The sequence below is a fragment of the Calditerricola yamamurae genome (genome assembly GCF_054654135.1).
This window is the reverse complement of sequence record NZ_BAAIFH010000006.1, coordinates 787,101-808,010: the sequence shown is the minus strand read 5'-3', so window position 1 is coordinate 808,010 and position 20,910 is coordinate 787,101. Positions and strand designations below refer to the sequence as shown.

General features: G+C 62.5%; 27 protein-coding genes. 20 read left to right on the top strand and 7 right to left on the bottom strand.

The annotated features are described in order from the left end of the window. Positions 1-30: 30 nt before the first annotated feature. Both ACYQ0Z_RS10395 and ACYQ0Z_RS10390 read right to left on the bottom strand, forming a co-directional pair. A complete protein-coding gene (locus ACYQ0Z_RS10395; RefSeq protein ID WP_459867715.1) occupies positions 31-336 on the bottom strand; it encodes a hypothetical protein in 306 nt (101 codons plus the stop codon). A gap of 7 nt (positions 337-343) precedes the next feature. Next, positions 344-1,288 (bottom strand): DUF1385 domain-containing protein, encoded by a 945-nt coding sequence (locus ACYQ0Z_RS10390; protein WP_459867712.1) that lies wholly within the window; start codon positions 1,286-1,288, stop codon positions 344-346. A 162-nt stretch (positions 1,289-1,450) separates the two neighbouring features. Between ACYQ0Z_RS10390 and ACYQ0Z_RS10385 the strand changes: the two genes are divergently transcribed. The 5 genes from ACYQ0Z_RS10385 (at position 1,451) to ACYQ0Z_RS10365 (ending at position 4,705) form a co-directional block, all read left to right on the top strand. Continuing rightward, a complete protein-coding gene (locus tag ACYQ0Z_RS10385; RefSeq protein WP_459867709.1) occupies positions 1,451-1,957 on the top strand; it encodes a YqhR family membrane protein in 507 nt (168 codons plus the stop codon). A gap of 118 nt (positions 1,958-2,075) precedes the next feature. Beyond that, positions 2,076-2,534, top strand: coding sequence for a type II 3-dehydroquinate dehydratase (aroQ, locus tag ACYQ0Z_RS10380; RefSeq protein ID WP_459867706.1), 459 nt, complete (start codon positions 2,076-2,078; stop codon positions 2,532-2,534). Continuing rightward, positions 2,531-3,619, top strand: coding sequence for a M24 family metallopeptidase (locus ACYQ0Z_RS10375; RefSeq protein WP_459867703.1), 1,089 nt, complete (start codon positions 2,531-2,533; stop codon positions 3,617-3,619). The genes aroQ and ACYQ0Z_RS10375 overlap by 4 nt, the downstream gene beginning before the upstream one ends. Before the next feature lie 34 nt (positions 3,620-3,653). Next, positions 3,654-4,211: an elongation factor P gene (gene efp / locus ACYQ0Z_RS10370; RefSeq protein WP_459867700.1), complete on the top strand. Its 558-nt coding sequence runs from the start codon at positions 3,654-3,656 to the stop codon at positions 4,209-4,211. Between the two features lie 50 nt (positions 4,212-4,261). Next, positions 4,262-4,705: an OsmC family protein gene (locus ACYQ0Z_RS10365; RefSeq protein ID WP_459867697.1), complete on the top strand. Its 444-nt coding sequence runs from the start codon at positions 4,262-4,264 to the stop codon at positions 4,703-4,705. A gap of 188 nt (positions 4,706-4,893) precedes the next feature. Here the strand turns inward: ACYQ0Z_RS10365 and ACYQ0Z_RS10360 are convergent, their stop codons facing one another. After that, positions 4,894-5,526 carry a nitroreductase family protein gene (locus tag ACYQ0Z_RS10360; protein ID WP_459867694.1) on the bottom strand — a complete coding sequence of 211 codons (633 nt, stop codon included), beginning with the start codon at positions 5,524-5,526 and terminating at the stop codon, positions 4,894-4,896. Between the two features lie 276 nt (positions 5,527-5,802). Here ACYQ0Z_RS10360 and ACYQ0Z_RS10355 point away from each other — a divergent pair, with 276 nt between their 5' ends. The 15 genes from ACYQ0Z_RS10355 to ACYQ0Z_RS10285 all read left to right on the top strand — a co-directional run bounded on the left by ACYQ0Z_RS10355 (position 5,803) and on the right by ACYQ0Z_RS10285 (position 17,861). After that, positions 5,803-6,006: a tautomerase family protein gene (locus ACYQ0Z_RS10355; RefSeq protein ID WP_459867691.1), complete on the top strand. Its 204-nt coding sequence runs from the start codon at positions 5,803-5,805 to the stop codon at positions 6,004-6,006. A gap of 40 nt (positions 6,007-6,046) precedes the next feature. Then, a complete protein-coding gene (locus ACYQ0Z_RS10350) occupies positions 6,047-6,811 on the top strand; it encodes a 2-keto-4-pentenoate hydratase (protein WP_459867688.1) in 765 nt (254 codons plus the stop codon). 26 nt (positions 6,812-6,837) lie between these two features. Beyond that, complete coding sequence (locus tag ACYQ0Z_RS10345; protein ID WP_459867685.1) at positions 6,838-8,277, top strand: aldehyde dehydrogenase; 1,440 nt, start codon at positions 6,838-6,840, stop codon at positions 8,275-8,277. Positions 8,278-8,306: 29 nt separating this feature from the next. After that, the gene (locus ACYQ0Z_RS10340; RefSeq protein WP_459867681.1) at positions 8,307-8,783 is read left to right on the top strand and encodes a flavin reductase family protein; all 477 of its coding nucleotides are present in this window, start codon (positions 8,307-8,309) and stop codon (positions 8,781-8,783) included. Then, the gene (locus ACYQ0Z_RS10335; RefSeq protein WP_459867678.1) at positions 8,780-9,589 is read left to right on the top strand and encodes a 2-keto-4-pentenoate hydratase; all 810 of its coding nucleotides are present in this window, start codon (positions 8,780-8,782) and stop codon (positions 9,587-9,589) included. Before ACYQ0Z_RS10340 ends, ACYQ0Z_RS10335 begins: the two co-directional genes overlap by 4 nt. A gap of 3 nt (positions 9,590-9,592) precedes the next feature. Further along, positions 9,593-10,477 (top strand): acetaldehyde dehydrogenase (acetylating), encoded by an 885-nt coding sequence (locus ACYQ0Z_RS10330; RefSeq protein WP_459867675.1) that lies wholly within the window; start codon positions 9,593-9,595, stop codon positions 10,475-10,477. A 35-nt stretch (positions 10,478-10,512) separates the two neighbouring features. Further along, positions 10,513-11,541, top strand: coding sequence for a 4-hydroxy-2-oxovalerate aldolase (gene dmpG, locus ACYQ0Z_RS10325; RefSeq protein ID WP_459867672.1), 1,029 nt, complete (start codon positions 10,513-10,515; stop codon positions 11,539-11,541). A gap of 5 nt (positions 11,542-11,546) precedes the next feature. After that, positions 11,547-11,777 (top strand): tautomerase family protein, encoded by a 231-nt coding sequence (locus ACYQ0Z_RS10320; RefSeq protein WP_459867669.1) that lies wholly within the window; start codon positions 11,547-11,549, stop codon positions 11,775-11,777. A gap of 147 nt (positions 11,778-11,924) precedes the next feature. After that, the gene (locus tag ACYQ0Z_RS10315; RefSeq protein WP_459867666.1) at positions 11,925-13,478 is read left to right on the top strand and encodes a 4-hydroxyphenylacetate 3-hydroxylase N-terminal domain-containing protein; all 1,554 of its coding nucleotides are present in this window, start codon (positions 11,925-11,927) and stop codon (positions 13,476-13,478) included. Positions 13,479-13,506: 28 nt separating this feature from the next. Then, complete coding sequence (locus tag ACYQ0Z_RS10310) at positions 13,507-13,944, top strand: GlcG/HbpS family heme-binding protein (protein WP_459867663.1); 438 nt, start codon at positions 13,507-13,509, stop codon at positions 13,942-13,944. Next, the gene (locus tag ACYQ0Z_RS10305; protein ID WP_459867656.1) at positions 13,937-14,272 is read left to right on the top strand and encodes a 2Fe-2S iron-sulfur cluster-binding protein; all 336 of its coding nucleotides are present in this window, start codon (positions 13,937-13,939) and stop codon (positions 14,270-14,272) included. The genes ACYQ0Z_RS10310 and ACYQ0Z_RS10305 overlap by 8 nt, the downstream gene beginning before the upstream one ends. 40 nt (positions 14,273-14,312) lie before the next feature. Beyond that, the gene (locus tag ACYQ0Z_RS10300) at positions 14,313-15,239 is read left to right on the top strand and encodes a catechol 2,3-dioxygenase (RefSeq protein WP_459867653.1); all 927 of its coding nucleotides are present in this window, start codon (positions 14,313-14,315) and stop codon (positions 15,237-15,239) included. Between the two features lie 134 nt (positions 15,240-15,373). After that, positions 15,374-15,916: an FAD synthetase gene (locus tag ACYQ0Z_RS10295; protein WP_459867650.1), complete on the top strand. Its 543-nt coding sequence runs from the start codon at positions 15,374-15,376 to the stop codon at positions 15,914-15,916. Positions 15,917-16,275: 359 nt separating this feature from the next. Continuing rightward, positions 16,276-16,956 (top strand): GntR family transcriptional regulator, encoded by a 681-nt coding sequence (locus tag ACYQ0Z_RS10290; protein ID WP_459867647.1) that lies wholly within the window; start codon positions 16,276-16,278, stop codon positions 16,954-16,956. 47 nt (positions 16,957-17,003) lie between these two features. Next, on the top strand, positions 17,004-17,861 hold the full coding sequence (locus tag ACYQ0Z_RS10285) for an alpha/beta fold hydrolase (RefSeq protein ID WP_459867644.1): 858 nt from the start codon (positions 17,004-17,006) through the stop codon (positions 17,859-17,861). A gap of 80 nt (positions 17,862-17,941) precedes the next feature. On the opposite strand, the gene ACYQ0Z_RS10280 is transcribed toward ACYQ0Z_RS10285, so the two are convergent. Genes ACYQ0Z_RS10280 through ACYQ0Z_RS10265 form a run of 4 tightly spaced genes read right to left on the bottom strand, consistent with a single transcriptional unit; the run spans position 17,942 to position 20,800 of the window. Beyond that, a complete protein-coding gene (locus ACYQ0Z_RS10280; RefSeq protein ID WP_459868890.1) occupies positions 17,942-18,706 on the bottom strand; it encodes a thiazole synthase in 765 nt (254 codons plus the stop codon). A 38-nt stretch (positions 18,707-18,744) separates the two neighbouring features. Continuing rightward, a complete protein-coding gene (gene thiS / locus ACYQ0Z_RS10275; RefSeq protein ID WP_459867641.1) occupies positions 18,745-18,948 on the bottom strand; it encodes a sulfur carrier protein ThiS in 204 nt (67 codons plus the stop codon). Beyond that, complete coding sequence (gene thiO / locus ACYQ0Z_RS10270; RefSeq protein ID WP_459867638.1) at positions 18,945-20,114, bottom strand: glycine oxidase ThiO; 1,170 nt, start codon at positions 20,112-20,114, stop codon at positions 18,945-18,947. Before thiO ends, thiS begins: the two co-directional genes overlap by 4 nt. Positions 20,115-20,131: 17 nt before the next feature. Continuing rightward, on the bottom strand, positions 20,132-20,800 hold the full coding sequence (locus tag ACYQ0Z_RS10265; protein WP_459867635.1) for a thiamine phosphate synthase: 669 nt from the start codon (positions 20,798-20,800) through the stop codon (positions 20,132-20,134). Positions 20,801-20,910: the final 110 nt, after the last annotated feature.

Sequence of the window (20,910 nt, the reverse complement as noted above, 5' to 3'; positions counted from 1 at the left end):
CCGGTCTCAACCCCAAGGTCCAGACGGTCGTTACTGGAGCCGCCGCTCACGTTTGTCCCTGTCCTTGTATCCCTCGATGACGCGGAAGGGGATGTCGGAGCGGGAGCGGCGCTTCCAGCGAAGCGGCCGTTCCCGCCCTTTCTCCTTGCGCTGCGGGCGGGATCGTCGTCCCGCCTGCCGCGCGCGTGTTTGCGAGCGGGTCAGCAGCCACCCCACGAGGACCAGGGCCACGAGCGTGCCGAAGACAGCTAGCGGGCGGGACAGGAACGTCACGGCAAAGCCGATGGCGGCGAGGATGCCGATGAACAGGACGAGCGCCTGGGGTTTTGCGGCCACTTCATGTTCACCTCGCTTGACAAACTCCGGCCGGTTGACCTTTGGCCTGCTCCAGTTCGCGCATGCGCAGAAACGCGGCGATGGCCACCTCCACTTGCTCGTCGTCGGGCTCGCGCGTGGTCAGCTTCTGCAACCACAGTCCTGGATAGCCGAGGTATCGCAGAACCGGCACGTTCCGCCAACGGTTGGTCAGCTGCAGCACTTCAAAGGAGATCCCGATGACGGCGGGGAGCAGCGCAATGCGAAGCACAACGCGTTCCCACACGGTTTCCCACGGAAAGAAGGAATAGACGGCCACGCCGACCAAAATGGTAAAGAGGACAAAACTGCTTCCGCAGCGGTAGTGAAGGGTCGAAAATTGTTGAACATTTCGGACGGTTAACGGAGCTCCAGCCTCATAGGCGTTGATCACCTTGTGTTCGGCGCCGTGGTACTGAAAGAGGCGTTTCACCATCGGGGTCTGGCCGATGGCCGCCAAGTACCCGAGCAGGAGCAGCAACTTCAGCGCGCCTTCCAGCAGGTTGTTAAGGAGCCGGTTTTCCACCCAGGGGTCGAACAGCACCCCGGCCAGGAAGGCGGGAATGGCGGTAAAGAGCACTTTTCCGGCAAAGAACGCCAGCACACCGGATACGGCCACCCCGAGGATTAGGGTGAGCCGCGACGGTTTGCTTCGGGAAGCGGCCTCCCCGTCCTCGTCGGCGCTGTACCGCTCGGCCGCGAATTGAAGGTGTTTGACGCCGTTTGCCGCTGCATCGACGAGGGCGATGATCCCGCGGAGGAAGGGAATGCGGCGCAAACGTTGCCACGTCGGATGGGTCGACAGGAAGACCTCAAAGGTTTCGATCCGGCGATCCCTGCGCCGAATGGCGGTGACGGCAACCTGAGGGCCGCGAAACATGACGCCTTCGATAACGGCTTGGCCACCGTATGTGGCGTACGATTCCCGACGCACGCGCCCCACCTTCCCACATTTGGATTTTGTTTTCATTGTATCATGAAGCCCAGCCGGATGCCACCGTGATGCGCGGTCGGGGTAAGTCCGTGGCCGGCCGGTCATACTACCCCTATGGAAAAACTGCGCACGGAAACTCGTTCCGGCAAGGGAGGATACCGCATGGACGACCGACGACGGCTTGGAATGCCGTCCGAGCAGCAAGAGGACCAGCGGGTGCGCGCCGAGGGGCGTTGGGGAACGGCTGTGACGGTGGGCATCGCCGGGGGGCTGTTCTTTAGCACCCTTCACTACCTGGCGTACTTGTTACGGTTTACCTCGGTTTCGCCCGCACTGTGGATCGAGTGGGGGATGGGAAAGCCCTTTGGTCGCGCGGCGGCCGGGCTGCTCTTGAGTATCGCCGTCTGGACGGTGCTGTCGGTGGCCGTGGCCGTTTTGTACGACCGGGTGGCCGGCGAGCGCCTCAACCCGATTGGCGGCGGCGTGACGCTGGGGGTGGTGCTGTGGGTGCTCTTGTTTATCGGCGGCCCCATGCTCGGGTTCGTGCCGGACGTCCGCCAGCTGGATATCGACACGTTGAGCACGGAGCTGGCACTGTTCCTCGTCTACGGGCTGTTTGTCGGGCATTCACTGTCCGACCGCTTTCGCGCCGAGCGAACCGCATCGTGACGTTTCCGGCTTCCGGTGCCCCGGGGCGGTTGCGTAAGCCGCCCGCTGTTCAGGATGTTCGGCCTGTGATACAATGCTAGCGGATTCCGTAAAAACCCATGGGATGGAGAGAAACGGCATGTACCGCATCTTGGTCCTCCATGGCCCCAACCTGAACTTGTTGGGGGTTCGGGAACCGCAGCATTACGGGCGGGAAACCTTGGCTGAGGTCAACGCGCGCATCGAGCGGGCCGCGGCGGAGCTGGGCGTATCTGTTGACTGCCGCCAGTCGAACCACGAGGGACAGCTCATCGACTGGATCCACGAGGCGCGCGGGAACCGGGACGGCCTGATTCTGAACCCGGGCGCGTACACGCACACCAGCTACGCCATTCGCGACGCCGTCGCCGCCGTGGGGCTGCCCACCGTGGAGGTGCACCTGTCCAACATCCACGCGCGGGAGCCGTTCCGCCATGTCTCGGTCATTGCGCCGGTGGCCCTCGGCCAAATTTGCGGGTTTGGGCCCTATGGGTACGTGCTCGCCCTCAGGGCCCTCATCCACCATCTGAACGGGCGAACGAAGGAGGGGTCGCGATGACGGATCGCTTGGCGCGGTTGCGGGCGCTGATGACCGAGCAGCAGGTCGAAGCGCTCCTGGTGACGGGGGAGGCCAACCGGCGGTACCTTTCCGGGTTTACCGGCAGTGCCGGGGCGTTGCTGATCACCCCGGACGATGCCCTGCTACTGACGGACGCCCGGTATGTTGAACAGGCCGCCCAGCAGGCCCCACACTTTCGGGTGGTGCCTGTGACGCACACCACGTATGGCCGCACCGTGGCCGAGGAAGCGCAGAAGCGGGGCGTCAGGAGGATTGCCTTCGAGGCGCACCGCCTGACCTATGCGGCCTATTCCGCTTACCGCGAGGCGCTGCCGGAAGGGGTGGAGCTGGTGCCTATGGGTACGGGCGGAATGGGGCTCGTCGAGCGGCTGCGTGTGGTGAAGGACGACGGGGAACTGGCCCTCATTCGGAAAGCGGCAGCCATTGTCGATGCGGCTTTTGAACACATTCTGTCCGTGTTGCGCCCCGGTCTCACCGAGCGGGAAGTGGCGTGGGAACTGGAGGCGTTCATGCGCAAACAGGGAGCGGAACGGGCGGCTTTTCCCATCATTGTGGCCTCGGGACCGCGCTCGGCCCTGCCACACGGGGTGGCCTCCGACCGCGTTATCGGCAAGGGGGAGCTCGTAACGCTGGACTTCGGCGCTGTTTACCAGGGATACTGCTCCGACCTGACGCGGACGGTGGCGGTGGGCGAGCCACCGGAAGAGCTAAAGAAGATCTACGAGATCGTCCGGCAGGCGCAGGAGCGTGGCGTGGCCCACGTGAAGGCGGGCATGACCGGGAAGGAGGCCGACGCGCTGTGCCGCGACGTGATCGCCGCCGCCGGGTACGGGGAGCAGTTCGGCCATTCCACGGGGCACGGCATTGGCCTGGAGGTGCACGAGGCGCCGTCCTTGAGCGCGCGCAGTGAGGAGCCGCTCCCGGCGGGAGCCGTCGTGACAGTGGAACCGGGCATTTACCTCCCCGGCGTGGGCGGCGTGCGGATTGAGGATGACGTTGTCCTGACGGCCACGGGGAGCGAATGCTTGACACGCGCACCAAAAGACCTGATTATGGTGACGTAGGACTTTTTTGCGTACGTTTAGGGAGGGCATACGCATGATTTCGGTGAACGATTTCCGTACCGGATTGACCATTGAATTGGACGGCGATCCGTGGCAAGTGCTTGAATTCATGCACGTGAAACCGGGCAAGGGAGCGGCCTTTGTCCGATCCAAGTTGCGCAACCTGCGCACCGGGGCGATCCAGGAACGCACCTTCCGCGCCGGGGAAAAGGTGAACAAAGCCCACGTCGAAACGCGACCGATGCAGTTTCTCTACGCCAGTGGCGACGAGTACACGTTTATGGACATGGAAAACTACGAGCAGATCACCCTCCACAAGGAGCAAATCGAGCGGGAAATCCTTTTCCTGAAGGAAAACATGAACGTGCACCTCGTCATTTTCCAAGGCCAGACCATCGGGATCCAGCTGCCCAACACCGTGGAACTGGAAGTGGTGGAGACCGAGCCGGGCATCCGCGGCGATACGGCATCGGGCGGTTCCAAGCCGGCCAAGCTGGAGACGGGCCTGGTCGTGCAGGTGCCGTTCTTCGTCGACGTGGGCGATAAGGTGATCGTGAACACGCAAACCGGTGAATACGTTGGCCGGGCGTGAGCGGAGGATGCGCTCACCCTGAGGCTAAAAAATATAAAGGAGAGGTATGCATGGCCAAGGTAACGTTTTCCTCCGACGTGGTATGGACCGGCGAGGGGGTTCGCTCCGTAGCCCACATCCGTGACAAGCAGGTGGTGATCGACGAGCCGCCGTCCCTGGGCGGCGACGATTTGGGCCCCAATCCGGTGGAGCTGATCCTTGCTGCGCTTGGCGGCTGCCTGAACGTACTCATTGCCAGCTTTGCCAAGCTGCACGGCGTCGAGCTACGCGGCGTGCGCGTGAAAGTGGAAGGTGACCTTGATCCCGACGGCTTTACCGAACGGAACCCCAACGTACGTCCCGGTTTTCTGGAGATCCGCTATCACATCGAGATCGATTCGCCGTCGGCGTCGGAACGCATTCAGGCGCTCTTGGACCATGTGCAGCGCGTCTGCCCGGTCAAGGACACGCTGAAAGGCGTGCCCGTGGTGGCCAAGGAGACGGCGCGCGCGTGATCGGGGCGGTGCGTTGTCTCCTCGAGCCAGAACAGCGCACCGGTAGGCAAAAAACTTCCTCTGCTTTTGGGCAGAGGAAGTTTTTTCATTTTGTTTGCAGAAGCCGGCATCCCTCGTTGTTGAAAAACTATTCCGGCAAAATGAAAGGAAAAGGGCCCGTCGGGGGACGGGCATCCTTGAGGGTACCGTCAGAAGCTCTCCCAGACGACCAGTTTTTCCAGCGGGAATCGGCTGGTCGGGCGGGCTGGAGCGGCCGCTTTGCCGATGGAGATCAGCATCACCGGGATGTACCGCGGCGGGATGTTGAGCGCTTGGATCAGCTTTTGCCGGTCGAACCCGCCCATCGGGCACGTGTCATATCCTTTGGCTTTGGCCGCCAGCATCAACTGCATGGCCGACAGGGAGGCGTTGAGGATCGCCTCATCGCGGGCGAACTGCGGATTGTTGGCATACGCACCCTTGATCTGGCCGAGCAGGATATCGTATACCTGCTGGGGGATTTGTCCCGCTTCCAGCGCCGGTTTGTACACGTCCTCGGCATTTTTGTCCGCTTCCAGGTCCCCCAGAATGACGACAACGGCCGAGGAATCCACCACCTGCTCTTGGTTGTAAGCGATCGGCAGGATCTTCTCCTTCATCTCCTGTGAGGTGATCACCACGTAACGCCAGTGCTGCAGGTTCCAGGAGGACGGAGCTTTCGCTGCCAGCTCAAGGATCTCTTCCAGGTCCTTCTTGGGAATCTCCACACCCTTTTGATACTTTCGTACGCTGTGGCGTTCGTTTATCGCATCGACGACCGACAGTTTCAACTCGGTGGTCATGATCCAACACCTCTTGCTCGTAGACTGGGCTGTTGCCCTTCGTAATTATAAAGCATTTTACCCGGTCTGCGCACGACGGTGAGCCCGCAGCGAAACGCTGCGGAATGTGACGAAAAAATCATAAAAAGATGAGAAAAAGGACGATAGGACGTCCTAATCGTTGTAGATCGCCTGTAAACCGCAATTTCGCGTCAATTTTGGGCGTGACGTCGGATCAAATATGTCAAAAAATAAAGGCAAGTAAGATCGTATAAGATATATGATCAGGAGGGCGTCATGCCGTTTATCGAGGTGATCCTGGAAGACGGAAAGTTTTCACAGGCGACCAAGCAGGCGTTGGTTGAGGGGGTTGCCGGCGTCGTGAAAAGGGTTCTTCAGTCGAAGCCGGAACAGATCCGCATCGTCCTGTACGAGATTCCCGCGGGAAACCTGTTTGACGGCTCAAAAACAGCACCGGGAGAGCTGATCGTTGAACCGTGAGGCGCGGTGGGAAAACAGGACAAACGGAGGTTCAGGTGAAATGTCCCGAAACGCCGTGGCGACCACCATCCGGCAATGCCGTCACCAGTTGACGGCGCGGGGCTCGATTGCAGTAGAGCATCCGCTTTCCCTTGAGGAGGCCTATCAGGTGCAGGTGGAGCTGGCCCGCGCCCGGGAGGCGGATGGCGATCCGGTCATCGGTTACAAGCTTGGGCTTATTAGCCGGGCCAAACAGGAGCAGATGAAGGTTTCCGAACCGATCATCGGTCATCTGCACCGTTCGATGCTCATCCAGCCGGGCGAGGCGATCGAGCGCCGCCGCTTCATCCAGCCCCGTGTGGAACCGGAACTGGCAGTCGTGTTTGATCGCACGCCGCCAGAGGATTTCCGGGCCGGCGACCTGTTGGCTTGCATTGCCTATGTGCAACTGGTGGTGGATGTGCTGGACAGCATCTACGACGGCTACCGCTTTACGGCGGCCGACGTGGTAGCCGACAACGCTTCGGGAGGAGCCGTTGTGGTGAGCGGGCGGGTGCTGCCCCCGGAAGTGCTGTGGCGGCAGGAAGGGGCGCTGCGGGTCTCGCTGGATGCGCGCGCGTGGGCGGAAGGGACGATCGCAGACCTGGGCGACCCGGTGGCACTGCTGGTGTGGGCGGCAGAGCAGGCCCGCCGGCTGGGCCGTGGCATCCGGGCGGGGGATATGGTGTTGCTCGGTGCGCCCTGTTCGGCGGCGCGAATCGGAGAGGCGCGCATGCTGGCAGCGGAAGGGCCGGCCGGATCCCGGTTGGTGGCGCCGATTGTCTGAACGACAACCAAAGGAGGAACCCGATGATGCCGTTTGACGTTCAACACTATATCAACGGGAAATTTGTCGATGGGGGAGAGCGTTTCTCGGTGTACTACCCTGCTACGGGCGAAGTGATTGGGAAGGCACCAGACGGCGGGCAAGATGAGGTCAACGCCGCTGTCGAAGCAGCGAAACAGGCCTTTGAGAAGTGGTCCCGAACCAAGCCGTCGGAACGGCGGCGCATCCTCAACCGGTTTGCCGACGCCATTCGCCAGCATGCCGACGAACTGTCCCGGATCGAAACGCTCGACGTGGGCCGTCCGATTTCGGAAAATCGCCATCACTACATCGAGCGGGTGGCGGCCAATATTAGCTTTTTCGCCGATTTTGCCACCATGGTGGGGTCGGAATGCTACCCCATGGAAAACGGGTATGTCAACTACGTGCTTCGCCAGCCGGTCGGCGTCGCGGCCCTCATCACGCCGTGGAATGTCCCGCTGATGCTGGAAACGTGGAAGATCGGCCCGGCCCTGGCCTTCGGCAACACGGTTGTGTTGAAGCCGGCGGAATGGACCCCGTTGGGGGCCTGGAAACTGGCGCAGCTGGCGCAGGAGGCGGACCTGCCGCCCGGCGTCCTGAACGTGGTCCACGGCCATGGGCCGAACAGCGCCGGGGAATTCCTGACCACCCACCCCGATGTGGCCCTCATCTCCTTCACCGGTGAGACCATCACGGGACAGACGATCATGCGCAACGGCGCGGCCACATTGAAGCGGTACTCCTTCGAGCTCGGGGGCAAGGGTGCCAACATCATCTTCGAAGATGCCGACCTCGACCGGGCGGTGCAGATTGCCAAGCGGGCGGCCTTTTTTAACCAGGGCGAGTTTTGCCTGGCCGGTTCGCGCATCTTTGTCCACGAGTCGATCTACGACCGTTTTGTGGCCGACTTTGTTGAGGTGGCCAAGGGAATTCGGGTCGGCGATCCGATGGATCCCGAAACCGAAATGGGCGCCCTCATCTCGCCGGAACACCTGGACCGGGTGTTGGGGTTTGTTCGCGGTTCTCGCGACGATGGGAACGAGATTCTCACCGGTGGCGAGCGGCTGCGCCTTTCCGGCGCCTTGAGCGGGGGCAACTTCATGGCGCCGACGGTCATCGCGGCAAAGCCGCAGGACCGGATTTGCCAGGACGAGGTATTTGGCCCGGTCGTCACGGTGACCCCCTTCCGGACGGAAGAGGAAGTGATCGCGTGGGCCAACGGAACCCGATACGGGCTCAGCGCCGTGGTGCAGACGCGCGACGTCAGCCGGGCCCACCGTGTGGCGGCGGCGATGAAGGCCGGTACGGTTTGGGTGAACGACTTTTTTGTTCGTGACCTCCGGGTTCCCTTTGGCGGGATGAAGCACAGCGGCATTGGGCGCGAGGGCGGCCACTATAGCATGGAGTTTTACACCGAGGCGATGAACATTTGCGTCGCGGTCTAACGGGCGCAAAGGGGAATGGAGGCGGGGAAATGGACACGCGAGCACTGCGTTCCTGTTTCGGTCGCTTTGCAACCGGTGTCACCGTGGTGACATACGCCGTGGGAGGAGAACGGTACGGCATCACGGTCAACGCTTTTACGTCGGTATCGCTGGATCCGCCCCTGCTCCTGGTTTCCATCGACCGGAGGGCCAAGGCCTGCAGCAAGCTGGAGGGGACGCCCTTTGCCGTGAACATCCTGTCGGCGGAGCAGCAGGATGTGGCGCTCCACTTTGCGGGGCGTCCGCAGGAGGCGCTTGTCCTGCAGTGGGAGGAAGGGGAAGTGGCACCCCGGCTGGGAGGAGTGCTCGCGTGGATCGAGTGTGTGCCGTGGCGGGCCTATGATGGCGGTGACCATGTCCTCTACCTTGGGAAGATCACGAATTTCCACTATCGCGACGGACAGCCGCTCATCTTCTACACCGGAACGTTTACCCACCTGCCGACGGTTGTGGAGGGATCGCCATGACGCTGCCGGTGGAAGCGATCGCCGCGCAGCTGGACCGGGCGTGGCGGACGCGCGAGCCCATCGAACCGCTCAGCGACGCGTACGGCCTTCAGGATGTAGCGGAGGCGTACGCGATCCAGCAAGCGTGGGTGCGGTTACGCCTGGCTACCGGTGACCGGATTACCGGAAGAAAAATCGGCCTGACCAGCCGCGCGATGCAGCAGATGATGGGGGTTCACGAGCCGGATTACGGCACGCTGTTGGACAGCTTGTCTGTGCCCGTATACCACGGTGTGGGGGAGGTGGACGTGGGGCGCCTGCTGCAACCCCGTGTGGAAGGCGAGATCGCCTTTCTGCTCAACAAGCCGCTGCGCGGACCGGGGGTGACCGTTCAGGATGTGTTCCAGGCCACCGAGGCGGTGGCGGCGGCCATCGAGATCGTGGATAGCCGCATTCGCGATTGGAAGATCAAGCTGGTCGACACCGTGGCCGACAACGCCTCGTGCGGCGCATACGCCATCGGGCCGTGGCGCACCCGCTGGCAGGATCTCGATCTGGCCCTGGCCGGGATGGTCCTGTACGTCGACGGCCGCATCGAGGCGGTCGGCGCGGGGGCGGCGGCCCTGGGCCATCCGGCCGTGTGCGTCGCCTGGCTGGCAAACAAGCTGGGTGAGATGGGCGAGGGGATCGATGCGGGAGACATCGTCCTCTCAGGGGCCCTGGCTGGCGCGGTGCCGGTTCAGCCGGGCCAGAACGTGCGCCTGGAGATTGCCGGTCTCGACGCTGTCATGCTGCGATTCCCCACCATGGACGAAAAGGGAGCGTGAACCATGCCGGTCAAAGTCGGAATTTTGGGGTCCGGGAACATCGGGACGGACCTGATGTACAAGATCCTGCGCAGCTCCTCCCTGGAGTTGGCGCTGGTGGCGGGTATCGATCCCCAGTCGGATGGTCTGGCCAGGGCTCGTGACCTGGGCATCCCCACCAGCACCGAATCGATCGACGCCATTTTGGCCAACAAGGAGATTCAGATCGTCTTTGACGCCACCTCGGCCAAGGCCCATCTGCGCCACGCCCCGCTCCTGAAAGCGGCGGGGAAAATCGCCATCGACCTGACCCCGGCTTCGGTGGGAGACCCGGTGGTGCCGGTTGTGAACCGTAACGCCGATCTGCCGCCGGACAACATCAGCCTGATCACCTGCGGTGCCCAGGCCACGGTGCCTATGGTCTACGCTGTGAGCCGGGTGGCCGCGGTGGAGTACGCCGAGATCGTCGCTACGGTGGCCTCGAAGAGCGCGGGTCCGGGGACGCGGGCCAACATCGACGAGTTCACGCAGGCCACGGCGCGCGCCCTCGAGCGGGTGGGTGGCGCTAAGCGGGGGAAAGCGCTCATCATCCTCAATCCGGCCGAGCCGCCGATCATGATGACCAACACCATCTACGCCCTGGTGCGCGAGGCGGATGAGGCGGCCATTGTCCGTTCCGTCGAGGAGATGGTGGCCGAAGTCCAGCGGTATGTGCCCGGTTACAGGTTGAAGGTGCCGCCGCTTGTTGAGGATTCTCCGATCGGAGAAGGCAAGCTGGTCACCCTCATGATCGAGGTGGAAGGCGCCGGCGACTACCTGCCCAAATATGCCGGCAATCTGGACATCATTACGTCTGCGGCCGTGCGGGTGGCCGAAAAGCTGGCCGAAGAGCGGCTGGCGGTGTCCTAAGGGGAGCCGAATGACAAAGGGAGAGGATCAGAAGAATGACGGTAAACAAGACGATCACGCTTGTCGACGTCTCGCTGCGGGACGGCAGCCATGCGGTTCGGCACCAGTTTACCGCCCAGCAGGTCGGCCGGGTGGCGGCTGCCCTGGCGAAAGCCAAGGTTCCGGTCTTCGAAGTGACGCACGGCGATGGCCTCGGGGGATCCTCGCTTCAGTTTGGCCTGTCGAAGGAACCGGAGCTGGACTGGATCCGGACGGCTGTGGAGCAGGCAGGAAGTTCGCGTGTATCCGTTCTCTTGCTGCCGGGAGTCGGCACGCGCACGGAACTGAAGCAGGCGCGCAAGGCCGGCGCGTCGGTGGTGCGGGTGGCCACCCACTGCACCGAGGCAGACATCAGTCCGCAACACCTCGCCATGGCCAAGGAACTGGAGATGACCGCCGTCGGCTTCCTGATGATGTCTCACATGGTGCCGCCGGCGGAGCTGGCCCGGCAGGCCCGCATCATGGAGGAGGCCGGCGCCGACGTGGTGTACGTGGTGGATTCGGCGGGGGCGCTGCTCCCCCACGAGGTCCGCGACCGGGTGCGGGCCCTGCGGGATGCCCTCACCTGTGAGGTGGGGTTCCACGCGCATAACAACCTTGGCTTGGCGGTGGCCAACACCCTCGTCGCCATGGAAGAAGGAGCCACGTGGCTCGACGGTTCGCTTTGCGGCCTGGGGGCGGGTGCCGGCAACACCCAGCTGGAGGTGCTTGTGGCGGTGCTCGACCGGCTGGGGGTGGAGACGGGCGTCGACCTCTATGCGGCCATGGATGCAGCCGAAGAGGTGGTCAAGCCCCTCTTGCCCCGACCCATCGTAATCGACCGTGATGCCCTGGTGATTGGATACGCAGGGGTTTACTCGACCTTCTTGCTCCATGCCCGGCGCGCTGCGGAGAAGTTCGGCGTTGAGCCGCGGGACATTCTTATCGAGCTGGGCCGGCGCAAGACGGTGGGCGGACAGGAAGACCAGATCATCCAGGTGGCTTACGAATTGGCGCAGCGGAAAGCGGTTGCGCAAGGCAGGTAGAGGCTATGGTCATCGTGCGTGTATACCTGCTACGCGGCCGCAGCGCGGAGTTGAGGCGTAAACTGTTGCACGACCTGACGGAACAGGTGGCGACTGCCCTTGGTGTGGAACGGGAGACGGTGCGCGTGTTCATCGTCGAACTGGAGCCGGAGAACTGGGGAATCGCCGGCGTGCCGGCCAGCCTGATCCGCGGGCGAGCCGTGCCCGGAGACGAGGAACATGCGACCAAGGCGTAGGGGGCTGTAGTGGACGGTGGAAGGTACCGGATAGAACCTGATAAGGAGGTGAGGTATATTTAACGGAATATTCTGTATATTCAATCTAAAACGGAACCCTGTCGCCCTCCTTACGCGGACAAGATCGAAAACGAAGGGGGTATCCCGATGACCATTAGCAAAACCTTAAATCGCCCGCTGACGGGAGCGGAGTACTTAGAAAGCCTGCGGGATGGGCGGGAAGTGTGGATCTACGGGGAACGGGTGCAGGACGTGACCACCCATCCGGCGTTTCGCAATACGGCACGCATGATTGCGCGCATGTATGACGCGCTGCACGATCCCAAACAACAAGGCGTTTTGCTCACGGACACCGATACGGGCAACGGGGGCAAAACCCATCCGTTCTTCAAAGCCCCCAAGAGTGCACAGGATCTGGTTGCCGCGCGCGATGCGATCATGGCCTGGCAGCGGATCGCTTACGGGTGGATCGGGCGCAGCCCGGACTACAAGGCCAGCTTCCTGGGCACATTGGGCGCCAATGCCGCGTTCTACACGCCCTTTGAGGAAAACGCAAGAATTTGGTACAAGCGCGCACAGGAACAGGTTCTCTTCATGAATCACGCTATTGTCAATCCGCCCGTGGATCGGAACAAACCGATACACGAGGTTGGCGATGTGTTCATGCACGTGACGAAGGAGACCGATGGTGGGATTTATGTAAGCGGTGCCAAAGTGGTGGCAACAGGATCGGCGTTGACCCATGCCAACTTCTTGGCCCACTATGGGCCGCTGCCGATCCAGAAAGAAGAATTCGCCCTGGTCCTAATTATCCCAATGGATGCCCCGGGGGTCAAGTTGATCTGCCGTCCCTCCTACGAATACACCGCCGCGGTGATGGGAAGCCCGTTCGATTACCCGTTGTCCAGCCGCCTCGATGAGAATGACGCGGTGCTGATCTTTGACAACGTTTTCGTTCCGTGGGAGAACGTATTGGTTTACCGCGATGTGGAGAAGGTGAACACCTTCTTCCCGCGCTCCGGCTTTACCGAGCGCTTTACATTCCATGGCTGTACGCGATTTGTGGTCAAGCTGGAATTTATCGCCGGGCTTCTCACCAAGGCGCTCGAGTCAACGGGGGCCAAAGATTTCCGCGGTGTGCAGGCCCGTTTGGGCGAGGTGATTGCCTGGCGCAACCTGTTCTACGCCATCACCGAAGCCATGGTGCACGCTCCGGTGCCCTGGGTGGGGGACTATGTCAATCCGGATGTTCGCCATGGATTGGCCTATCGCGTCTTTGCCCCGCTGGCCTATCCGCGGATCAAGGAGATCATCGAGACGGACGTTGCCAGCGCCCTGATCTACATGAATTCCAATGCCGTCGACTTCAAGGTGCCCGAGCTCCGTCCGTATCTCGACAAGTACTTGCGGGGGTCCAACGGCTATGACGCCGAAGCGAAGATGAAGGTCATGAAGGCGCTGTGGGATGCCATTGGCAGCGAATTCGGCGGGCGGCATGAGCTCTATGAGCGCAACTACGCCGGGAACTACGAGAACATTCGCATTGAAACGCTGCTGACGGCCCAGGCCTTGGGCGATATGGACAGCTTTATCGGCTTTGCCGAAAAGATGATGAGCGAATACAACCTGGACGGGTGGACGGTCAGCGATCTGATCAATCCGGATGACATCAACCTCCACCGGAAGATGGGCGTCCGGTGAGGAGAACGAGGAATTGGAGGGGGAGCCTGTGGAGTTGTACCGCACCGTCAGGCGCATTACCGATTCCCTTGCGGTAGCCATGCTGGAACGGGCTGTCGCCAAGGCGAAGGAGCTGGGCGTGGCGGTGAACATCACCATCACCGACGAAGCGGGTCATCTCAAGGCGTTTCGCCGCATGGACGGGGCTCCCCTCCTGTCCATCGGCATTGCCCAGCGCAAGGCGTACAGCGCCGCTGCCTTCCGCATGCCGACAGGGGACTGGTATGACCTCATTAAAGACAATCCCCGTCTCTTGCACGGCATTCCGCACACGCCCGATCTCACCATTTTTGGCGGAGGGTTCCCCATTGAGGTCGACGGGGAAGTCATCGGCGCCATTGGCGTGAGCGGGGCATCGGAGGACGAGGATGAGGCGATTGGCCGGGCGGCGCTGGAAGTGGTCAAGGAAGGGCAGAACCATGGATGACCGCTTCCGTATTCGTGTCGAACCGCACGGAAAGGAGGTGATCGGGCGGGCAGGGGAAACGGTGTTGCAGGCCCTGATGAACCACTATTACGGACGGGATGGCCGTCCCGCCTTTTCCGGATGCCGTCGGGGCGGGTGTGCCGCTTGCAAAGCGGAGCTCCTGTCCGGAGACGTGGACCATCGCAACGTCTATTCCCGCGCCGCGCTGTCCGATGCGGAGCGGGAGCAGCGGTATATTCTGGCGTGTCAGGCGTATCCGCGTTCCGATTTGGCCATACGCATTGTGAAGCGCGAGGGACCGCTTGTCCGAGTATGGAGGGCAATGTAAGGTGGTAAACATTTGAAAACTTCTGAAGGAGGACTCGGCTATGGGAGAAGGAATCTTGCGGCTCGGGTTTGTGGAGGTGCGGGTGACGGATCTGGAGGCGGCCCGCAAGCATTACGTGGACGTGATGGGCCTGGAGGTGACGGACCGGACGGAGGACGCGATTTATCTGAAAGGATGGGACGAGTACGACCACCATTCCATCGTGCTGCGGAAGTCGAACCGCGCCGGGCTGGAAAAGATGGCGTTCAAGGTGCACACCTACGAGGACATGGAGCGCTTGGAGAAACAATTGCAGCAGTATGGCGCATCGGTGACGCGCGTCTCCAAGGGCGAGAACCACAAGGTGGGCGAGGGATTGCGGTTCAAGTTACCGTCGGGACACACGATGGAGCTGTTCGTCGAAATGGAATACAAGGGCAAAGCGCTGCCGCAGGTGAACCCGGCGCCGTGGCCGGAGGGGCTGATCGGCGTGGGGGCGCCGCGGATTGACCATTTGCTCATCACGGCGGAAAAGCCGGTGGAAACCATTGACTTCCTCATGAAGGCGCTGAACTTCTACATGAGCGAGAAAGTGGTGGAAAACGAGAATTCGGAGACGCCAATTGCGGCCTGGCTGTTCCGCAGCAACACGCCGCACGACATCGCGATCATTCCGGGAAAAGACGAAGGGTTGCACCATTTTGCCTTCTGGCTGGATGAATTTAATGAGCTGCGCAAGGCCGGTGACGTATTCTCCAAGCACGATGTGCCGATTGATGTCGGGATTGAGCGTCACGGGATCACCCGCGGGCAGACCATTTATTACTTCGATCCGTCGGGCAACCGCAACGAGGTGTTCACCGGCGGGTACATCGCCTATCCCGACATGCCGGTGGTGAAGTGGACGGTTGACCAACTGGCACGGGGCATCTTCTACTTCAACCATCGCCAAGAATGGATCGAAGGCTTTACCGGTGTGACGACGTGACCATACGTTTTTGCCACCCCAGATCCCGTTGGGGTACGGTTGTTCCTTCAGCGGCCGCACCGGGTCGGGTGTTCCGGTGCGGCTGTGGCATTCTCTTGCCGGGTCTTCCCCCTGAACGGAAGGAGGTGAAGCGGATGCGCATTCACCCGGCCAACACGCTGGTGCTCCCGGCGTCTGTCGTGACGGTGGGCGCGTTTGACGGTGTGCACCTGGGCCACCAGGTCCTCATTCGGCAGGCCGTCGCACGGGCCCGGACCCTGGGTGTTCCGTCCGTCGTGTATACCTTTGATCCGCCACCTCGCTGCTACCTTCAACGGGTTCCCATATTGACACCCTTAGAAGAGAAGGTCCGGCGGTTGGCGCAGTTGGAGGTTGACCACGTTGTCGTGGCCAACTTCAACGAGGCATACATGTCCCGAAGCGCCGAGGTGTTCATCGAAGAGTTGCGCGCGCTCCATCCGCTCGAGATCTGGGTTGGACGGAATTTCCGGTTTGGCCGGGGTCGCCAGGGCGGCCTCGATGAGTTAGCGGTTGCCTTTTCTGTTCGGGTGATGGATCCCGTTTGCTGCACCCGAGGTGAAGTGATCTCGTCCACCCGGATCCGATCGCTCATTGCTGCGGGACAACGGGAAGAGGCTTGGGCGCTTTTGGGCGGTTTGGATGGGTTGCCGGTGTAGGGAACGAGAAGAAGGAAGAGGTTCGCCTGCTGAGGTGCGGGGGAAGTGAATTCACCCGCGGGTGGAGCCGGAGATTGCGGTGCGTGTGGGACGCCACCTGTACGCTTTCGACCTGAAGCCGAACCAGGTGGCCGACGCGATCACGGCGGTGGCGCCCGCGCGGCCAACGCGCGGGTTTTCTCTTGGACAGAACGGCATCTGCACGGGTTCCGTTTGTGATCGAAGCAACGTGAGGAGATTGCGGCCCTTCTCTGTACAGGTTTGGAATATGATACAATATACGATATGGTACAGCGTTCGCAAGGGTTGGAACGAAGGGGCAAATCGCTTGAAGGGCTTTCCGGTAGGAGGTCGTGCGGATGGTGCGGATGCCGATCACCCGTTCTGAATGGGTTTATGAAAAGCTGAAGGAAGCGATTCTCTCCGGGGAGATTGCGCCGGGGGAACGCCTTGTGGTTGACCAGCTGGCCCGTGAGCTAGGCACCAGTCCAATACCGGTGCGGGAGGCGTTGCGGCGGCTGGAAGCTGAAGGGTGGGTGGAGAACAAGCCGTTTGTAGGGGCGCGGGTGGCGCCGGTGCGGGTGGAAGAGCTGGAAGAGCTCTTCACCATCCGCCTGGCTTTGGAGCCGATTCTGGCCCGGACGGCCGTGCAGGCCATTACGGATGAAGGCATCGATCGGTTGGAAGAATTGGTAGACGAAATGGACAAGTGCATCGAACAGAATGACGCTGCGCAGTTTAGCCGCCTGAACTACGAATTTCACCGCACCCTTTACGAGTTTTCGCCGTGGAAAGAGCTTTTCCGCATTGTGATCACCGTCTGGGAGCGCTCGGCTCGCTCGCGGTGGATTTTCGTGCAGACCCCGGATTCCATGCACGCATCCCAGAAGGAGCACCGAGCGATGATCGAGACGTTGCGCAAACGGAACGCCCAAGAACTGGAACGGTTGGTGCGTACGCAAAAGGAGCGGGCGTTTGCCCGTTACCTGGCCCTCGTGAAGGACGCCGCGAACGTGGGCGGACGAGATCGCGGGCAATAAGGGACAATTGTTGTCCTGATTTGAGCGAGACCGGAGGAGGGAGAGGAATGGGCGATGTGGCGTGCTTTCGGGTACAGACCGGCGCGTTCGAGACGTATGTGAACCGTGCGGGCGAGGGAAACCGTGAGGCCATTCTGTTCATTCACGGTTCGGGACCGGGGGCGACGGCCTGGTCCAACTGGCAATTTGCGCTGCCGTACTTCAGCGAGCAAGGGTTTGATTGCATCGCGCCGGACCTGGTCGGTTTTGGGCAGACCGACCACCCGCCTGCGCCTCCCCAAGGGATGCGCGCCTGGATGCGGCTGTGGCTCGACCAACTTCTCAATCTTCTGAACGAACTGGACATTGCGCGCGCCCATGTGGTGGGCAACTCCCTAGGCGGCGCCATTGCCCTCCATTTGTTGGTGGAAGCGCCGGAACGGTTCAGCCGAGCGGTGCTGATGGGTTCGGCGGGGGCTCCCTGTCGGTTGACCCCGGAACTTGACCGCGTTTGGGGGTTCTATGCGGATCCCTCTCCGTCCACGATGACGCAACTCATTCGCTGGTTCGCGTACGACGACCGCATTGTGGGGGATCAGCTGGAGCACATCAGCCAGATGCGCTTTGCGGCCGCCATGGATCCCGCCGTTCGCCGTTCGTATGAAGCAATGTTTCCCCCTCCGCGCCAGCAGCATCTGGATGCGCTGGTCGTGCCGCCGGCATCCCTGCGGCGCATCCCGCATCCCGTGTTGCTCGTGCACGGGCGGGACGATCCCATTGTTCCCCTGGAAACCAGCTATTTCCTCGTGCAGCACATTCCCCGCGCGAAACTGATGGTGTACGGCCAGTGCGGCCATTGGACGCAAGTGGAGCATCGGGACAGCTTTCATCGTTTGCTGTTTGACTTTCTAACCGGTGCCGTATAGGTTGAATCATCTCAATTCAATATCTTCATATGATAAACAGCCCTCGGTCGTATACCGAGGGCTTGCGCATCCTGCGAGGATCAAAACATGAGGCCTTCCATTGGGCTGGAGGCTGAGGCGTAGCGTTTCTTGGGGATGCGGCCGGCCAGATACGCCTTGCGTCCGGCCTCGACGGCCAGCTTGAAGGCTTCGGCCATCCGCACCGGGTCTTTGGCTCCCGAGACGGCGGTGTTGAGCAGCACGCCGTCGGCGCCCAGTTCCATCGCCTTGGCCGCATCGGCCGGTGAGCCGATGCCGGCGTCGATGATCACGGGTACTGTTGCTTCCTCGATGATGTAGCTGAGGTTGAGCGGATTAAGGATGCCGAGGCCGGTGCCGATCGGCGCCGCGCCGGGCATCACCGCGTGGGCGCCGGCTTCCTGCAGCTTGCGGGCCAAAATGGGGTCGTCGTTCGTGTAGGGCAGGACGATGAATCCTTCCTCGACGAGGATCTTCGTCGCTTCCAGTGTGGCCACCGGATCGGGCAGCAGCGTCTTCGGGTCGCCGATGATCTCCACCTTGATCATGTCGCACAGCCTGGAGGCGCGGGCGAGCCGGGCGATGCGTACCGCCTCTTCCACCGTGCGCGCCCCGGCGGTGTTGGGCAGCAGCTTGAACCGCGACAGGTCCAGTTCTTCCAGCAGGTTGGGCTGATTGGGGTCGTAGATGTTCATCCGGCGCACGGCGAAGGTGAGCACTTCCGCACCCGAGGCGGCTACGGCGCGCTTTTGCACGTCAAAGTCGGAGAACTTGCCGGTACCCAAAAACAGGCGGGAGCGAAACGTGTAGGGACCGATTTGCAGCACGTCGTCTTGTACGGCCGCAGGGTTGGCGGTCATGGCGATCATCCTCCTCCGACAAAGTGAACCAGCTCCAGCACGTCCCCCTCGCGGACCGGAACCTCTGCGTATGTGTCGCGGTCGAGCACGCGGCGGTTTTGCTCCACGATAACGAGCTTGCCTTCCAGGCCAAAGTGGCGAAGGAGATCGGCCACCGTCTGCACGCTGTCGGGCACGTCGTGCACCTCGCCGTTGATCGTCAGCTTCACGGCGTGTCACCTCCCTCCGCTGCCGCGGACACTTCCTTTGCTGACGCCCACAGGCGGTTGGGCGAAAAGGGTGCGAGCAGGACGGGTGTCTGCCCCGTGCGGATAAGCTCCGCGATCAGCTCGCCGGTGATGGGGGCCAGCAGGATGCCGTTTCGGAAGTGGCCTGTCGCCACGACCAGTCCGGGATGGCCTTCTACCGTTCCCAAAAAGGGCAGGCCGTCGGCGGAGTGGGGCCGCACGCTGGCCCAGGCCCGCTCGAAGGTCGCCTCGGCCAAGGCCGGCACGAGGGCCTTTGCCGCCGCCCCCAGCTTCGCGAGGGCCTTCAGCGTGACGGTACGATCGAAGCCGGCATGCACTTCCGTCGCCCCGATCACGACGCGTCCGCCCTGCTTCGGCACGAGGTAGCAGCCATGGGCAAACAGGGTCTTGCGGAAGGGGACGGCGGGCAACGTGACGGACAGCGACTCCCCTTTCACCGGCCCAACGGGGAGGCGAAGCCCGAGCCGCCGTCCGAGAACGCCGCTCCACGCGCCGGCGGCCAGGACGGTCCACTCGGCCCGGTGCACGCCCGTTTCCGTCTCCACGCCGACCACGCGCTTGCCGTCCATAAGGAAGCGTTCCACCGCGCTGTGCTCGACAATCCGCGCACCGCTGCGCACGGCCGCTTCGGCGAAGGCGCGCGTCAGCTTGGCCGCGTTCACCTGGTGGTCGCCGGGGATGGACAGGGCACCGACGACGGCATCGGACACCGCCGGCTCCATGTCCCGCAGGGCGGAGCCGTCTAGCCACTCGGCCGACTCGCCGAAGGCCCGCTGCCATTCGGCGCGCGCCAGGAGAGCTTGCCGCTCCTCTTCGCTTTGGGCCAGGCGCAAGAGTCCGGCGCGGTTCAGCTCGACGTCGATGCCCGTAACGGCGTACAGTTCGTCGGCGAGGCGGGCAAACCGCGCGCGGCTTTCCAGGCAAAGGGAGACGAAGGGACCGGGGTGGGTCGTTTCCACCTGCGCCCCCAGCATGCCTGCCGCGGCGCTGGAGGCGTGGGCGCCGACGGTGTCGCGTTCCACGATGGTCACGCGCGTACCATCCTTGGCCAGGGAGTAGGCGATGGCGCAACCGATGATCCCGCCGCCAACGATGACGACATCGGCGGACGGCTGTGTAATGGGCATGGAGGCTACCTCCTTCCCTAAAGGGTTCGCGGCGGCGCGCCGCTTGGGTGGGGACGCCATGCAGTGCGCGGGTGCACGGTACAACCGGCCATGACCTCGCGCAAGGCGCTCACCACCGCAGCCGGCCGGTCGGTGGACCAGACGGCGGACATCACGGCAATGCCGGCGCAGCCCGTCTCCAAAACCGCGCCCACGTTTTCTACCGTAATGCCGCCGATGGCGATCACCGGGATGGCGACGCGTTCCACCACGTCGCGCAGGGCCTCGAGGCCGCGGGGCGGCAGGCCGGGCTTGGAGTCCGTGGCAAAGACGTGGCCAAACAGCACGTAGTCGGCTCCCTGCGCTTCCGCCGCTTCGGCCTCCTCGACGCTGTGCACCGAAACGCCCACCGCCTGTTCGCTTTGGAGGACGCGGCGCGCCGCGCTGGGCGGCAGCCCGTGGGCGGGAAGGTGGGCACCAAAGGCGCCAAGCGCGCGGGCCACGTCGACGCGGTCGTTGACGATGAGCCGTTTCGGGTCGCCCAGCGCGTCGGCCAGGCGACAGGCCCACGTCCATTGCTCGCCGGCCGGGCGATGTTTTTCCCGCAGGTGTACGTAGTCGACACTGTCCCGGATCTGGCGGAGGCGCGCGCATACCCCGTCGAGCGGCGTTTTGCCGTCGGTGATCACGTGCAAGACGTGGGTCATGGCGGGTCACCTCCCGATGGACACGAAAAAACGGCATCCACTGCGGACGCCGTAATGATTTCCCTGTCCCCAATCGCATTCAGGCGGACAGGTGCCCGTTTCGCGCACCT